The following is a 14,935-nucleotide window of genomic DNA, read 5'->3' as shown; positions in this document are numbered from 1 at the left end:
TGCGCTGCAAAGATAGGAATAATTAAAGAAAAAGAAAAAGAGGGCACTCTAAAATCTATTAAAGTACCCTCCTCTATAGAGATTGTTTACGTTTTTATGAGCAGCGCAATACTTGTCCCGGCCTCAGGATTGTTTTACGCGTAATTCTGTTCAGTTTGCAAAGCTTGTCAATGGAGGTTCCCTGACGTGCTGCAATCCGTCCCAATGTGTCTCCCTTCTTTACCTTATAGAACAGACCTTCACCCGATGCCATGCTACACGCCGTACCGGAAGAGCCTTTTGTCTTATGGAAAGTATAGGAATCAGCTACGATATCCTGCTTTTCAAAATCAAACATAAGCGCAGGATTGATGGGAATACCCAAGAAACGGGTTTCAAAGTGAAGGTGTGAACCGGTAGAACGTCCGGTATTTCCTCCCAATGCAATCGGTTCGCCGGCTTTTACCAACTGGTTTGTATCAACTAATTGTTTAGACAAGTGTCCGTAAACTGTTTCCAAGCCATTGTCGTGACGAATAACGACGTATTTGCCGTATCCACGACGACCTTGATTCTTGACAACGCGTACTTTTCCATCAAAAGCCGCACGGATTGTATCGCCTACATACACCTTGATATCCAAACCATAATGAGCTCTTCTTCTCCGGGGACGGTAACCGAATACATCTGTGATACGGGTATTGGGAGTAGGCATACAAAAACCGGTCAAATCAAATGTATAGCTCTCAGGCACAATCGCATTGCCATAGGCTTGTACGAATTCGTTATTCCAGTTGGGATACAAATCCAAACCCGGATACAATGATTGTTCCGCACGTATCTGTTTTTGCAAAGCCAGTGAATCTACACTCTTAAGTTTTCTGTCGATGGGGGCCTGGCGGGCAATCAGGTCTTGCGAGAAAGAATTCAAGCTAACCATTGCCGTCGCAGCCAATAAAGCAGTTTTTATCCAATTAAAATTCATCCGTTTCGTCATTCATTTTGATATCCGTTGCAAGCATCTCGGCAAATCAAACACCACTTGTTCTACGCGAATATCCAGATTGATTTTCAAAAATTCTCCCAAAGGTAACATTTCTCTCTGAAAAACGACATCAGTCATTAACTATTTTTTCGAAGAGGAGGAAACTGTAAAGCTCGCAAAGATGTCTTAATCCCCTATAGATAGGAGATTTACAAGCAAACATGTTTTACAACATAAAATGCAATAAAAGTGCATGTTTAACCGTTTTTTCAGCTAATGGCAGCCCAATTAACGTTCGTTTTTCTCAACGCTTTCAGTTGTCGCCACAAGACCTCGTTCTCAGGCAACATGCCATGTGGATCTGCATCCACCACCGTTTGCGCTACTTCACGGACATATTGCAGCAGTTGTCCGTCACGGGCTATATCGGCAATCTTCAGATCGAAAGCAATGCCGCTCTGCTGTGTCCCTTCCAAATCTCCAGGACCACGTAGTTTCAAGTCTGCTTCCGCTATTTCAAAGCCGTCATTAGTCCGCACCATTATCTCCAAACGCTTCCTTGTATCCTCCGCCAACTTGTAGCCGGTAACCAGGATACAATAGGACTGGTCAGCTCCACGTCCTACACGTCCCCGAAGCTGATGAAGCTGGGACAGCCCGAAACGCTCGGCGTTCTCAATCACCATCACCGAAGCATTGGGCACATTTACACCTACCTCAATCACGGTGGTAGCCACCATTATCTGTGCCTCGCCGGATACGAACAATTGCATCTGAGCATCCTTTTCAGCAGGTTTCATCTTTCCATGTACCTTGCAAACCCTACACTCGGGAAACTCTTCACAAACATGCAGATACCCTTCTTCAAGATTCTTCAAGTCAATCTTTTCGCTTTCCTTAATCAGCGGGTAGACAATATAGACCTGCCGGCCTTCGGCAATCTGCTTGTGCATGGACTGATACAAGCTTATCCGACGGCTATCAAACTGATGAAGAGTGACAATCGGTTTACGTCCGGGAGGCAATTCATCGATGACAGACACATCCAAATCGCCATAAAGCGTCATTGCCAATGTACGGGGAATCGGGGTTGCCGTCATCACCAATACATGGGGAGGCTGCACATTCTTTGTCCACAACCGTGCCCGTTGGGCCACACCGAAACGATGCTGCTCGTCAATCACAACCAAACCGAGCGAAGCAAAATTCACCGTATCTTCAATGACGGCATGGGTACCTATCAGTATATGTATGTCTCCCGTCAACAAACCGGCAAGGATAGCTTCGCGCCGCTTGCCCTTAACAGAACCGGTCAACAGTTCCACACGTACCTCCATTCCATACAGCAGCTCACGGATGGTTTCATAGTGCTGGTTTGCCAAAATCTCGGTAGGTGCCATCATGCATGCCTGAAAGCCATTATCGAGCGCCATCAACATACTCATCAGTGCGACAAGCGTCTTTCCACTTCCCACATCCCCTTGCAGCAAGCGGTTCATCTGCTTTCCTGAGCCTACATCCTTACGGATTTCCTTCAATACCCGCTTCTGTGCATTGGTCAGTTCAAAAGGAAGATTACGGGAGTAGAAAGTATTAAACACTTCGCCCACCCTTTCAAAAATATAACCGCGATATTTCCGCTGACGGTCTTTTGCATACCTCAGGATATTCAACTGTACGTAAAAAAGCTCCTCAAACTTCAGGCGATACTGTGCCTTACGCAATAAATCCGGATTAGCGGGAAAGTGTATATTGACCAAAGCTTCCGTCAACGGCATCAGATGATGCTCGGCAAGTATAGCGGGAGAAAGGGTCTCGGGCAACGGCTCACGCAACTGCTGCACCACCGTATTCATCATCTTCTCGATGGCATGCGAATTGAGAGAACTCCGTTTCATCTTTTCAGTCGTATTATAATAAGGTTGTAACCCCATGGACGACAATTTCAAATCCGAAGCAGAGTCTATATCCGGATGAGCCATATTTATTCTACCATTGAAGAAGGTCGGTTTTCCGAACACAATATATTCCTGATGCACTTTATACTTCCCTACCAAATATTTGATGCCCTGGAACCAAACCAGGTCCACTACCCCCGTACCGTCCGAGAAATGAGCTATCAGCCTGCGCTGGCGCCCTTCTCCAGCCGTCTCAAAACTTAGTATTTCACCTTTCAGCTGAATATAGGGCATCGTCCCATCGATCTCCTGAATATAATAAATCCGACTGCGGTCTACATATTTATATGGAAAGTAATATAGCAAATCGTGCAAGGAGTAAATGCCCAATTCCTTATTGAGCACCGAAGCACGCTGCGGCCCGACGCCCGACAAATATTTTATGTCACGCGTGGCTAAATCGAACATGAACCTATCAGAGCTGTGGCTATTTTTAAATCAAAAGGAGTGGTTATTTTAATGTTTTCCCGGTTTCCCGGCGTCAAAAAGACAGATACACCCAATGCCTCCACCACAGAAGCATCATCGGTAAAATGGGGTGTATAGGGCTGCTCGTATGCCGCTTTCAGCAGTTCCGCATCAAAAACCTGGGGAGTCTGCACCAATCTATAATCATCCCTGCCGACAGTCACACTGCCTTTCCCTCCCATACGGCGAACGGTCTCCACCACACCTATTACCGGAACCACAGCCTTTTTCCCGGCAGCCAAGTCATAACAGCGTGCAATCACTTCCCGGGCTACGAATGGACGTACCCCATCGTGCACACCGACCAAAGCAGGTGTCTTGACCAAAGCCAAACCGTTCTTTACGGAGTGGAACCGCGTCTCCCCTCCATCTGCAATGGCATGCGGCAATGAAAAACAGTACTCCCTGCACAGCTGCCTCCAGTAATCCTGCTGGCTGTGGGGAAGCACCAATATTATCCGTATCTCAGCATTGTAGTCATAAAACGCCTCCAGAGTGCGCATCAAAACAGGTTTCCCCCCTATCGGGAGAAACTGTTTGGGGAGTTCGGTCCCCATGCGCAAGCCCTTGCCACCGGCAACAATCAGAGCATACTGAACCATTTATGATTTATGATTTATGATTTATGATTTATGATTTTAAATCATAAATCCGTTACGCACATAGCTTCTTTCAGTTCCTGCACCTTCTCTTTGCCTTGCAACAGCTCCACTACGGCCAATGCAAACTCCATGGCAGCGCCCGGTCCTTTACCAGTGATGATATTGCCGTCTCTTTCTACCGGAGCACCCGTACATTCGGCACCTTCCAAATACTGTTCAAAGCCGGGATAGCAAGTAGCCTTCTTGCCTTTCAGCAATCCCAGCTTACCCAATACCATAGGAGCCGCACAAATAGCAGCAATCGGTTTCTGCTCTTGGGCAAAACGCAGTACCAGATTACGCAGTTCTCCACACTTCTCCAAAGTGGACGCACCCGGCATACCGCCAGGCAATAATACAAGCTCTGCATCAAAGAAGTCGCAGTTCACTACATTCTTATCGCACAAGACCGGAACATCGTGTGCTCCCGTCACTATTTCATCAGGGGTTACCGTCACCATTTCTACGTTCAGTCCGGCGCGTCTCATCACATCCACAGAAGTAAAAGCTTCTATTTCTTCAAATCCGTCGGCAAAAAAAACATAAACTGTACCCATAATTGTTCCTCCTCTTATTTTAGATTAAAATAATACGTTATTGTTCCCGTCTGATTGTTCAAGCCGCTTACCGCATTGAAACGGGCTTTCTTGGCAGCATCCTCTGCCGCTTTCCGCAATGCGGGATTGACGGTATTGGTCTGGCGGTTGATGCTGGTTGCTATCACATGTCCGGCAGGGTTCACTATGATGGTCACCACAACCCTACCTTCATCCTGCACATTATATACCGGCCGCGGCAATCCGCCCTCACCAAGAGAACGTCCGCCCAAATTAAACGAGCCGTAGCCTCCCGTACCCGAAGTGGCTCCGGACGGAGCATTTCCCGTAGGACTTCCTTGAATACCTTCGCCTTCCGTATCGCCTTTACTACCCATTTGGGCACCTTTGCCAAAAGCGCCAGCTACCCGTTTACGGGCAGCTTCCTCGGCTTCCTTACGTTCCCGTTCGGCTTTTGCCGCTGCCAGTTTGCGGGCCTCTTCCGCTTTTTCGGCTTCCGTCTTTTCCGGTTTCTTCACCTCCTCCTTTTTCTTGGGTTCGGCTTTGGGCTTTATGGCAACGGTTTCTTCAGTTTCCTGCGTAATGATGTCCTGCTCCACCGTTTCCTGCACCTGAGGAGCAGTTTCCTCCGGCATGACATCCACCTTTACTAAAGAAGGGTCGGCAGCGCCCAGTGCATCGGGCACCTCTCCCAGCATAACGGGTACACCGCCTTCTTCCGAGGGTTCCGGCAGTGTGAATCCTACCAGTATCAGAAGGGCAATAATGGCAACATGCACCACAAGTGCACCTGCCATACCTATATATTTTCCTTTCTTCTTCTGATTCACCATTGCATTTACAATTTAGCCATGTACAATGTACGATTTAGTTTTCCGGTGGTCGTGTAGCCAGCACCATCTTGAATTTATTCTCGTTTGCAATGTTCAGCACCTTCACGATTTCCCGGTAAGGCACTGTTTCGTCAGCATACAAAGCTATATACATTTCAGGCTCTTTCGCTGCACACGATTGCAGGAAAGGAGTCAGCTCTTCAAGCGTCAACGTCTGTTCCTTGTCATTTCCGAAAGCAGCATAATAATTCAGATTCTTATCTATGATGACTCTCGTCAAAGGCTTTGCAGAAGTCTGTTGCTTTCCCTGCGGCAGCAGTACCTTGATAGCATTGGGCGATACCATGGTAGATGTTATCATAAAGAAAATCAGCAGCAGGAAAATCAGGTCCGTCATGGACGCCATACTGAAATTGGGTGATATTTTAGCTCTACGTTTTAACACGCCTTTAAGTTTTAATTCTTAATTCTTTAATTAATCATTTCGCCGGTTCGTTCAACAAATCCATGAATGCCATTGTCTTGGCTTCCATCTTGTTGACCACGCCATCTATCAATGTCACCAGGTAATTGTAGGCAAACATAGCTATGATACCGACTATCAAACCGCCCACCGTAGTAATCATCGCCTCATAAATACCACCGGAAAGCAACGTTATATCAATATTATTTCCGGCATTTGCCATTTGCCAAAATGCACGTACCATACCCGTCACCGTGCCAAGGAAGCCTAGCATAGGAGCGCCACCGGAAATCGTGGCCATAATCGTCATTCCCTTCTCCAGTTTGGCAACCTCAATATTACCCACATTCTCGATGGCAGCCTGCACATCGTTCACCGGGCGTCCCAAACGGCTGATACCCTTTTCAATCATACGGGCCGAGGGAGTATCCACACTGCGACAATAAGCAATGGCAGCTTTCAATTCCCCACCCAAAATATAATCCTTTATTTTATCCATGAACTGAGGGTCTTCTTTCCCCGCCTTCCGGATAACATAATTACGTTCAAACAAGATGTAGAAACAAAGTACGGACATCAAACCCAAGACAATCATAATCCAGCCACCTTTGATGGCCATGCTCCATAAATTCATTTCGTCGGAAGCGTTTACTTGTGTCAGTACCGGATTGGCACCTGCAATAGAGTCAGTCAGTGCCGGAGCCACTTGGGCCAATAACAACATTACATTCATCAGCGAAGACAGTTTTTATATTCCTTGACCGTACGCTCCAATCCCAGATACAACGCGTCACTAATCAGCGCATGCCCGATGGACACCTCGTCCAGCCACGGAATGTTTTGATAAAAATAATTCAGATTCACCAGGCTCAGGTCATGTCCGGCATTCAGCCCCAGGCCTAAGCTGCGGGCCACCTTGGCAGCCTCGACAAAAGGAGCTACAGCCGCTTCCCGTCCTTTGGGATAAGCCGTAGCATAAGGTTCCGTATATAGCTCCACGCGGTCGGCACCGGCTTTGGCAGCATATTCTATCATTTCGGTATCGGTGGAAACAAATACGGAAGTACGGATACCAGCATTGTTGAACTCATCCAACACTTCGTTCAAGAAGTCAAAATGGGTCTTGGTATCCCAGCCTGCGTTTGAAGTCAGCTGTGTAGGGCTGTCGGGCACCAAAGTTACCTGATGCGGTTTCACCTTCAAGACCAAATCCATAAATTCGGGTGCAGGATACCCCTCGATATTGAACTCTGTCCGCAGCAACGGCCGCAAATCATATACATCCTTACGGCGGATATGCCTCTCGTCAGGACGGGGATGCACCGTAATGCCATCAGCACCAAAGTCTTCACAATCCAGCGCTACCTTCACAACATTCGGGACATCACCTCCACGGGCATTGCGCAGCGTTGCCACCTTATTTATATTAACGCTTAATCTAGTCATAATTCGGTTTATAGTTTGGGACAAAAGTACAAATAATAGTTATATATTGGCAGCATTCTGAGAAAAAAATAGCATCTTTGCACTTCAATCCAACAGAATTGATTATGAAATTTGCCATATTCGGAAATACCTACCAAGCAAAGAAATCCTCGCATGCAGAAAACCTCTTCCGGTTGCTCGGACAGCATAATGCACAGCTCTGCATCTGCCGGGAATTCCATCACTTCCTGACTGCCGATTTACATTTAAACATACCTGACGCCGAATTGTTTGACGGAGATGATTTCTGTGCCGACATGGTTATCAGCATCGGTGGCGACGGCACTTTCCTGAAAGCAGCCAGCCGTGTAGGAAAGAAGAATATCCCCATATTGGGCATCAATACCGGCCGGCTGGGTTTCCTTGCCGACATCTCACCGGAAGAGATGGAAGAGACCTTCGATGAAATCTACAATAATCACTATAAGGTGGAAGAGCGTAGTGTACTGCAACTGAGGTGCGACGATGAACGCTTGATGCAATCCCCTTACGCCCTCAATGAGATAGCCGTATTGAAGCGGGACAGTTCGTCCATGATCAGTATCCACGCCGCCATCAATGGCGCTCCGTTGACCACCTATCAAGCTGACGGCCTGGTTGTCTCCACACCTACCGGTTCCACCGCCTACTCACTCAGCGTCGGCGGTCCGGTCATTGTGCCCCACAGTAAAACCATCGCCATCACCCCGGTGGCTCCACACAGCCTCAACGTCCGTCCCATCGTCATTTGTGACGACTGGGAAATTACACTTGATGTGGAAAGCCGCAGCCACAACTTCTTGGTTGCCATCGACGGCCGTAGCGAGTCCTGCAAAGAAACGACCCAGTTGCACATCTCACGTGCCGACTATAGCATAAAGGTAGTGAAACGGTTCAACCATATTTTCTTTGATACCCTTCGCAATAAACTAATGTGGGGGGCGGACATCAGATAAGCCTATATCACTTCATTCACTCCAGCAGGATAACTTATTTACCTCAGTGGGGAACTCCATTTACCCCAGGATGTAACTACCTTTACCCCGATATGTAACGGCCTTTACCCCGGTGTGTAAAGAGTCTTTCCCCGGCATGTAACGTCTTTTACATAAGGATGTAACAACGCTGTAAATGTAATGTATTGACAATAAGCCCCTAAACCCATCCATCAGTTTACCACTTCTTATACTGCAAATGACTATTTCTGCCATCCTCCTTCATCGTGGAATATAGAATTAAATAATAATCACACAAAGTATATTTTCAGCAAAAAACTTTTAAATAAATAATAAAAACACCACCTTTGTAGTTCATTCTTTCAGAGTCTATGTGGAATAGTACTTTACTATACAAAGACACTACCATTCAGAATGCGTAAATGTAAGATGAATCAATATGCAGAAAGAAAATGATACTTTATTGGTAGCCAAGTTGAGAGAAGGCAATAAATTTGCCTTTGAAGCATTGTACGAAAAATACAGTGCCAGGCTGTACAACACCATCGTCCTTCTCGTATATGACAAATCATTAGCCAAAGACATCACCCAAAGCAGCTTCATGACGATATGGGAAAAACGCAGTAATCTGGATACCGAGAAAAGTTTTCCGGCATATCTATGCACCATCGCACGCAACATGGTATACAAAGAAACCGAACGAAGATTATTACACAACAAATTTGTAGAAAACAAGCTGAAAACAGAAGCAGAGGCTATCGAGGAAGATACGATGGATATGGACGTCTCCATCATTGAAAAACAGATAGAGCAACTTCTGCAAAGCCTGCCAGAAGTTTCACGGGAAGTCTTTCAGCTGAAAAGAGCAGGAAAACTGTCCAACAAGGAAATCGCCTCACAGCTAGATTTGACGGAACGTGCCGTAGAGGCTCATTTCTACCGTACTATGAAACTACTGAAAGAAGAATTACGCAAATTCATCATGCTTTTCCTCTCCTTCTACTTTCTAAATAATTGTTAAAGCACGAAAATCCGTGAGTGTTTTGGCAGGCATACAGATATATACTACAGAACATGGATAAAAAAGACAGTCATATTGAACTTTTGGATCGTTTCTTTCGAGGACTGACCAGCCCTGAAGAAGATGTACAGTTGAAATCATGGATTAAGCAACCGGATTTTCAACAGAAATTTTCCGCATACTATCAGCAATGCTGGGCACTGGCTCCGGACACGATGGACAAAGCCGTACAAAATGAAATGTTCACCGAACTTTTAAGCCAGATAGACGCAAGTTCCACCACGGAAACGAAGGTCCTGAAAACAAGGAACCGTTTCCTGCGTCAGATTGGGCGCTATGCTGCAGTTGCCTGCATCATATTGGCAGTGGGAAGCGGAGCCTATTATGCAGGAGTCAAACGACCGGCCGATGACGCCAATACAGAAGTCACCATGTCCGTATCCAACGGGCAGAAGGCCGACATCATTTTGGCTGACGGCACAAAGGTCTACATCAATTCCGATTCAAGAATTGTATATGACAACACTTACAACAAGAAAACACGTATGGTCTCCCTGGAAGGAGAGGCCTATTTTGAAGTTGCAAAGGACAAGGAAAAGCCTTTCATCGTGAAAGCAAATGGCATCAATGTACAAGCGTTAGGTACAAGCTTCAATATACGTGCACATAAAGACGATAAATCAGTAGCTGTAATCCTGATAAGTGGAAAGGTTAAAGTAGACGACGGCAGACACGAGGCATATATGAAGCCAAACGAAAGGCTCGTTTGCAACCTGACCAATGGACAGTTCGAAAAAAGCGAGCTTCATCCTAATGCAAGCAACTTACTGTGGAGAAGCAACGAACTGGCACTCTATGGTGAATCCTTTGAAGAAATTTGTACCATGCTTACTCGAATGTATAATTGCAAATTTATATTCAAAAACGAGAAAGCCAAACAATATACTTATCATGGCATCATTAAAAACGGCAGTTTAAACAATGTATTGGAATACATCAGCCAAGCTGGCGGCATTAATTACAAGATAGAATCTGACAATACGATTATAATATATTAGTAGTGTAAAATAGCCCTTTATATTAACTAAAACAAAAAGTATATGGAATAGATTTTATAGGATTTTTACCTCAGACACAATGACCTACTTCTGGCAGCGACAATAAAATTTAAACATTCGAGAAATATAGTTTTAATATACTCTAATAGCTTAATTAGGGTTAGCCTTTGTCGTACCTTCCTTAAAGTAAAAAAGTAATTAACCTGATATGATAAGACATGAGACAAAATAAAATAATTACGCGATTTTCAATATTACTGGGAGTGCTGTTCTTCTGGGGAAATAACTTTGCCCAAATCAGTTTATCTATAAACCAGCAGACTATCAAGCAGATTATACCTCAAATTGAAAAGACTAGCGGCTACAATGTATTCTATACCGACAAACTGCCCAATCTTGATACCCGAAAAGATTTGCTGGTATCCAATGCCCCACTTGAAGCCACCCTAAAGGAATTGTTCAAAGGGACCAAAATTACTTTCGAAATAAAACCCAACAAGCAGGTTCTACTATTTCAACAAGCCAACAAGCCCTCAGGCAATAGGAAACAAGTACCCAGCAAGTTATTGGTGGAAGCAGAAAGCTTTGACAGAAAGGGGGGATGGGTAGTAGACCAGCAATTCATGGACCTCATGGGTTCACCTTATCTGATGGCTCATGGAATGGGAGTCCCGGTTGAGGATGCCTCCACTACCATTTCTTTTCCTGAAGACGGTACATATTATGTATTTGTACGCACCTACAACTGGACTTCTCCCTGGTATGATGGTAAAGGACCGGGAAAATTCACTTTAGCCGTCGACAATAAAAAGTTGCCAGTGGTTTTAGGGGACGAGGGCAAACAATGGATGTGGCAACCTGCCGGAACAGTCTCTGTAAAAGCAGGAAGCTCTAGTCTGACATTAAAAGATTTGACCGGTTTTAATGGCCGTTGCGATGCCATTTATTTTACTACGGAAAAAGGGCAGCTCCCTCCCGCTCAGGCCACACAACTGACAGATTTCCGTAAAAAGATGCTGGATATTCCAGCCGAACCGGAGCAATACTCCTATGATGTGATTGTAACTGGTGGCGGTATAGCCGGTATGTGTGCAGCCGCAACCGCTTCCAGATTGGGATGCAAAGTGGCATTAATCAACGACCGCCCAGTACTTGGCGGCAATAATAGCTCTGAAGTCAGGGTTCACTTAGGGGGCAATATCGGAGTAGGCCCCAATTCCGGACTGGGACGTATGATAAGAGAATTCGGACATTCTAAAGAAGGAAATGCCAAACCTGCCGCAAACTATGAAGATGAAAAGAAGGAGCTTTTTATCGCCAATGAAAAGAATATCACCCTTTATGCCAACTACCGGGCCATATCTGTAAAGCCCGATGGCAACAGAATAGAATCTGTCATCATCAAGCATATAGAGAATGGAAAAGAAGTGGAACTGAAAGCACCATTGTTCTCCGACTGTACCGGAGACGGCACCATCGGGTATCTGGCCGGTGCAGACTACAACATGGGACGCGAATCCCGTGCCGAATACGGAGAAGAGCTGGCACCGATTCAACCGGACAAAATGACAATGGGTTCATCCGTACAATGGTACTCTGCAGACAAAGGTAAACCTACCCGTTTCCCTATTTTCTCGTACGGTCTGCAATTCAATGAAAAAAATTGCGAAAAAGTGACGATGGGTGAATGGAAATGGGAAACCGGCATGAACTTCAATCAAATCGACGACTTCGAACGTATACGTGATTATGGCTTAATGGTCATCTATTCTAATTGGAGTTTTCTGAAAAATGAATTAAAGGACAACAAGAAATATAAGAACCGCGCATTGGACTGGGTAGCCTATATTGCCGGAAAACGCGAGTCACGCCGATTGTTGGGCGATTATATTCTAAAGCAAGATGATATAGATAAAAATGTCTATCACGAAGATGCCTCCTTCGTCACAACCTGGAGCATCGACCTGCATTTCCCGGATTCGCTCAATGCATCACACTTTCCTGATGCGCCTTTCAAAGCAGCAACCAAACACATCCATATATATCCTTATGCAGTGCCCTATCGCTGCCTATATTCCAGAAATATCGAGAATCTTTTTATGGCGGGCCGCAATATCAGTGTTACCCATGTGGCACTGGGCACTGTCCGCGTAATGCGTACCACCGGAATGATGGGCGAAGTTGTCGGGATGGCAGCTTCCTTATGTAAAAAGTACAACACCACTCCGAGAGGAGTATATCAGAAACACCTACCGGAATTGAAAGCACTGATGAAAGAGGGAGTAGGAAAAAAAGAAGGGATTCCCGATAATCAGAAGTTCAATGAACAAAAATTATTAAAAAAGCCTCGTATATTTGTCATTGAAAAAAACAAGAAGTAAGAAACACGTTGATACTACAATTTAAGTATTAATAAAACACGCATATCATGAAAAATATTCTAACATTATTATTTGTCCTTTTCGGAGGATATTCGTTACACGCACAAGATACCTGCTACGGCCTTCTGAGAAATGACACTTTAACCATCGGAAACAATTTGGTCGAACGTACCTTTTTGTGGAACGGGGGAAATATCATAACTTACCGCCTGACCGACAAGAGTAATGGAAAATCATGGAAGAACCACAGCCTTACTCCAGATTTCAGAGTAACGAAAAATTTGCCGCAACCATCAAACGGTTCACTCAAAGTAGTTCCCGTAAAAGAGACTAAAATATTTCCCGCTTATCTGAAAGTAGAAGTTTCTTTCAGCCTGGAGAAGCTAGATATAAAACGGGTATATCGTATTTATGATGATTGTCCAGCCATAGCCTGCGACACCTATTTAAGAGGAACAGTAAACAGTATTTTCGGAGGCAGAGAAGTTAGTGCAGCCGACCGGAAGAATATTGAATTCGCCGAAGACATGAAATCTAAAGAAGTAACCGCTGTACTAGACCAGTTCCATTTCCAAGGACAACATTGGCACGCTCGCAGCGTGGAATTTTCCGATGTGACCGACTGGCACAACAACCTGTTTTTCGAGAAAGAGATTATTTCCTATCGCAAACTGGGATATCGCGGCAATCTGCTGTTTGCCTTTAATGGCGAGGACAACTGTGGCATCTTCTTTTTAAAAGAGGCTCCCTGCTCTTCGGTACAATTAGCCTATCAAGGAAAGGATTTTCTGACTGATTTCGGAAAGTTTACAGTAACTGGCCTGGGCATTACCGAGAAAGACGTGACTCCCGACCGTTGGACCCAAACATACGGATGCGTATTGGGAATATACGGAGAAGGTGAACTGAGCCGACTACAAACGCTTCGTTCATATCAGAAGAATATACGTACTTACCGGGCCGACCGCGACGAGATGATTATGATGAACACCTGGGGAGACCGTAGCCAGGACTCAAAAGTAAACGAATCCTTCTGTTTGAAAGAACTGGAACGCGCCGCCCGTCTGGGAATCACCCATTTCCAGATTGATGATGGCTGGCAAATAGGTAAAAGCCCTAATTCAGCTGTAGCCCGCGGTTCATTCAAGAACATTTGGGACAATAAAGACTACTGGAAACCCGACCCGCAAAAGTATCCACGTGGTTTGCATCCCATCGTAAAACGTGGCAAGGAATTAGGTATTGAAATCGGTCTTTGGTTCAATCCCAGCATACAAAATGATTTTGCCGATTGGCAGAAAGATGCGCAAGCACTCATCAGCCTTTATCGCGAATACGGCATCAAAGTATTCAAGATAGACGGGCTCACCATTCCCAGTAAAGAAGCCGAAACAAACCTGCACCGCTTATTCAACAAAGTGCTGGAAGAGACGGACGAGGAAGTGATTTTCAACCTTGATGCGACAGCCAGCCGCCGCGGAGGCTACCACATGTTCAATGAATATGGAAATATCTTTCTGGAAAACCGTTATACCGACTGGCAGAACTACTATCCTTACTGGACTTTGCGTAACCTCTGGATGCTTTCCAAATATGTTCCGGCAGAAAAGCTGCAAATAGAGTTCCTGAACAAATGGAGAAATACGGATAAATATAAAGGAGAAGTCTTCGCTCCGGAAAACTATTCATTTGAATATCTGTTTGCTACGACTTTAGCAGGACAGCCGCTTGCCTGGATGGAAGGTACCAATCTACCCGAGGAAGCATTTACATTACGAGAACATACAGAAGCCTACAAGAAATTTCAGCATGACATGCATTCCGGCACTATCCTACCCATAGGAGATGAACCGTCGGGACGCTCTTGGACCGGCTTCCAGTCTCTAAAGAAAGATAGAGGATACTTGATTGTGTACCGTGAAAATCATCCAGAAGGGACTACAGAAGTCGAAACCTGGCTGCCAGAAAGTGTCACAGTAAGATGTATCCCACTGATGGGACACGGCAAAGCTATGACAGCAGTAACCGGAAAGAAAGGAAGGCTGGAAATCTCTCTGCCATCAATCAATGACTATGTTGTCTACAAGTATGAAATCTTGAGTTCAACTTATAAATGCAACTTTTTGGGTGCGGATAATAAGCAATAAAAACATTTATTTTTCAGAGAGGAA

At 45.2% G+C, this 14,935-nt stretch carries 13 protein-coding genes; 5 read left to right on the top strand and 8 right to left on the bottom strand.

The window, feature by feature from the left end; genetic code table 11:
- Window positions 1-94 precede the first annotated feature (94 nt).
- From ACESTD_RS15075 to ACESTD_RS15040, 8 genes are all read right to left on the bottom strand, one after another.
- On the bottom strand, window positions 95-964 hold the full coding sequence (locus ACESTD_RS15075; RefSeq protein WP_373158974.1) for a peptidoglycan DD-metalloendopeptidase family protein: 870 nt from the start codon (window positions 962-964) through the stop codon (window positions 95-97).
- 269 nt (window positions 965-1,233) lie between these two features.
- Entirely contained in the window at window positions 1,234-3,330 is a 2,097-nt protein-coding gene (recG, locus tag ACESTD_RS15070; RefSeq protein WP_005829964.1) for an ATP-dependent DNA helicase RecG, read from the bottom strand.
- On the bottom strand, window positions 3,318-3,992 hold the full coding sequence (locus tag ACESTD_RS15065; RefSeq protein WP_005829961.1) for a 2-C-methyl-D-erythritol 4-phosphate cytidylyltransferase: 675 nt from the start codon (window positions 3,990-3,992) through the stop codon (window positions 3,318-3,320). The genes recG and ACESTD_RS15065 overlap by 13 nt, the downstream gene beginning before the upstream one ends.
- 41 nt (window positions 3,993-4,033) lie before the next feature.
- Window positions 4,034-4,588, bottom strand: coding sequence for a DJ-1 family glyoxalase III (locus tag ACESTD_RS15060; RefSeq protein WP_005829959.1), 555 nt, complete (start codon window positions 4,586-4,588; stop codon window positions 4,034-4,036).
- A gap of 14 nt (window positions 4,589-4,602) precedes the next feature.
- Window positions 4,603-5,421 (bottom strand): TonB family protein, encoded by an 819-nt coding sequence (locus ACESTD_RS15055; RefSeq protein ID WP_373158973.1) that lies wholly within the window; start codon window positions 5,419-5,421, stop codon window positions 4,603-4,605.
- 34 nt (window positions 5,422-5,455) lie between these two features.
- Window positions 5,456-5,866 (bottom strand): biopolymer transporter ExbD, encoded by a 411-nt coding sequence (locus tag ACESTD_RS15050; RefSeq protein ID WP_272185295.1) that lies wholly within the window; start codon window positions 5,864-5,866, stop codon window positions 5,456-5,458.
- Between the two features lie 34 nt (window positions 5,867-5,900).
- On the bottom strand, window positions 5,901-6,617 hold the full coding sequence (locus ACESTD_RS15045; protein WP_005833356.1) for a MotA/TolQ/ExbB proton channel family protein: 717 nt from the start codon (window positions 6,615-6,617) through the stop codon (window positions 5,901-5,903).
- On the bottom strand, window positions 6,617-7,330 hold the full coding sequence (locus ACESTD_RS15040) for a pyridoxine 5'-phosphate synthase (RefSeq protein ID WP_373158972.1): 714 nt from the start codon (window positions 7,328-7,330) through the stop codon (window positions 6,617-6,619). Before ACESTD_RS15040 ends, ACESTD_RS15045 begins: the two co-directional genes overlap by 1 nt.
- A 104-nt stretch (window positions 7,331-7,434) precedes the next feature.
- Between ACESTD_RS15040 and ACESTD_RS15035 the strand changes: the two genes are divergently transcribed.
- From ACESTD_RS15035 to ACESTD_RS15015, 5 genes are all read left to right on the top strand, one after another.
- Complete coding sequence (locus ACESTD_RS15035) at window positions 7,435-8,304, top strand: NAD kinase (RefSeq protein WP_347764037.1); 870 nt, start codon at window positions 7,435-7,437, stop codon at window positions 8,302-8,304.
- A gap of 439 nt (window positions 8,305-8,743) precedes the next feature.
- Window positions 8,744-9,325 carry an RNA polymerase sigma factor gene (locus ACESTD_RS15030; RefSeq protein ID WP_005829818.1) on the top strand — a complete coding sequence of 194 codons (582 nt, stop codon included), beginning with the start codon at window positions 8,744-8,746 and terminating at the stop codon, window positions 9,323-9,325.
- 53 nt (window positions 9,326-9,378) lie between these two features.
- On the top strand, window positions 9,379-10,383 hold the full coding sequence (locus ACESTD_RS15025; protein ID WP_009037867.1) for a FecR family protein: 1,005 nt from the start codon (window positions 9,379-9,381) through the stop codon (window positions 10,381-10,383).
- A 218-nt stretch (window positions 10,384-10,601) separates the two neighbouring features.
- Entirely contained in the window at window positions 10,602-12,764 is a 2,163-nt protein-coding gene (locus ACESTD_RS15020) for an FAD-dependent oxidoreductase (RefSeq protein WP_373158971.1), read from the top strand.
- A gap of 47 nt (window positions 12,765-12,811) precedes the next feature.
- Complete coding sequence (locus ACESTD_RS15015) at window positions 12,812-14,911, top strand: alpha-galactosidase (RefSeq protein ID WP_373158970.1); 2,100 nt, start codon at window positions 12,812-12,814, stop codon at window positions 14,909-14,911.
- Window positions 14,912-14,935 lie beyond the last annotated feature (24 nt).

Origin of the sequence: Bacteroides sp. AR20, assembly GCF_964250605.1 — a bacterium.
Taxonomy (GTDB): domain Bacteria; phylum Bacteroidota; class Bacteroidia; order Bacteroidales; family Bacteroidaceae; genus Bacteroides; species Bacteroides uniformis.
The sequence above is the reverse complement of the archived record's forward strand: the minus strand, read 5'-3'. Positions and strand labels throughout refer to the sequence as shown.

Bases quoted from the DNA above. Each gene is read 5' to 3' on its own strand.
- ACESTD_RS15060 (WP_005829959.1), bottom strand. From the start codon at position 4,588: ATGGGTACAGTTTATGTTTTTTTTGCCGACGGATTTGAAGAAATAGAA.
- ACESTD_RS15055 (WP_373158973.1), bottom strand. From the start codon at position 5,421: ATGGTGAATCAGAAGAAGAAAGGAAAATATATAGGTATGGCAGGTGCA.
- recG (WP_005829964.1), bottom strand. From the start codon at position 3,330: ATGTTCGATTTAGCCACGCGTGACATAAAATATTTGTCGGGCGTCGGG.
- ACESTD_RS15040 (WP_373158972.1), bottom strand. From the start codon at position 7,330: ATGACTAGATTAAGCGTTAATATAAATAAGGTGGCAACGCTGCGCAAT.
- ACESTD_RS15030 (WP_005829818.1), top strand. From the start codon at position 8,744: ATGCAGAAAGAAAATGATACTTTATTGGTAGCCAAGTTGAGAGAAGGC.
- ACESTD_RS15020 (WP_373158971.1), top strand. From the start codon at position 10,602: ATGAGACAAAATAAAATAATTACGCGATTTTCAATATTACTGGGAGTG.
- ACESTD_RS15035 (WP_347764037.1), top strand. From the start codon at position 7,435: ATGAAATTTGCCATATTCGGAAATACCTACCAAGCAAAGAAATCCTCG.
- ACESTD_RS15075 (WP_373158974.1), bottom strand. From the start codon at position 964: ATGAATTTTAATTGGATAAAAACTGCTTTATTGGCTGCGACGGCAATG.
- ACESTD_RS15045 (WP_005833356.1), bottom strand. From the start codon at position 6,617: ATGAATGTAATGTTGTTATTGGCCCAAGTGGCTCCGGCACTGACTGAC.
- ACESTD_RS15015 (WP_373158970.1), top strand. From the start codon at position 12,812: ATGAAAAATATTCTAACATTATTATTTGTCCTTTTCGGAGGATATTCG.
- ACESTD_RS15025 (WP_009037867.1), top strand. From the start codon at position 9,379: ATGGATAAAAAAGACAGTCATATTGAACTTTTGGATCGTTTCTTTCGA.
- ACESTD_RS15065 (WP_005829961.1), bottom strand. From the start codon at position 3,992: ATGGTTCAGTATGCTCTGATTGTTGCCGGTGGCAAGGGCTTGCGCATG.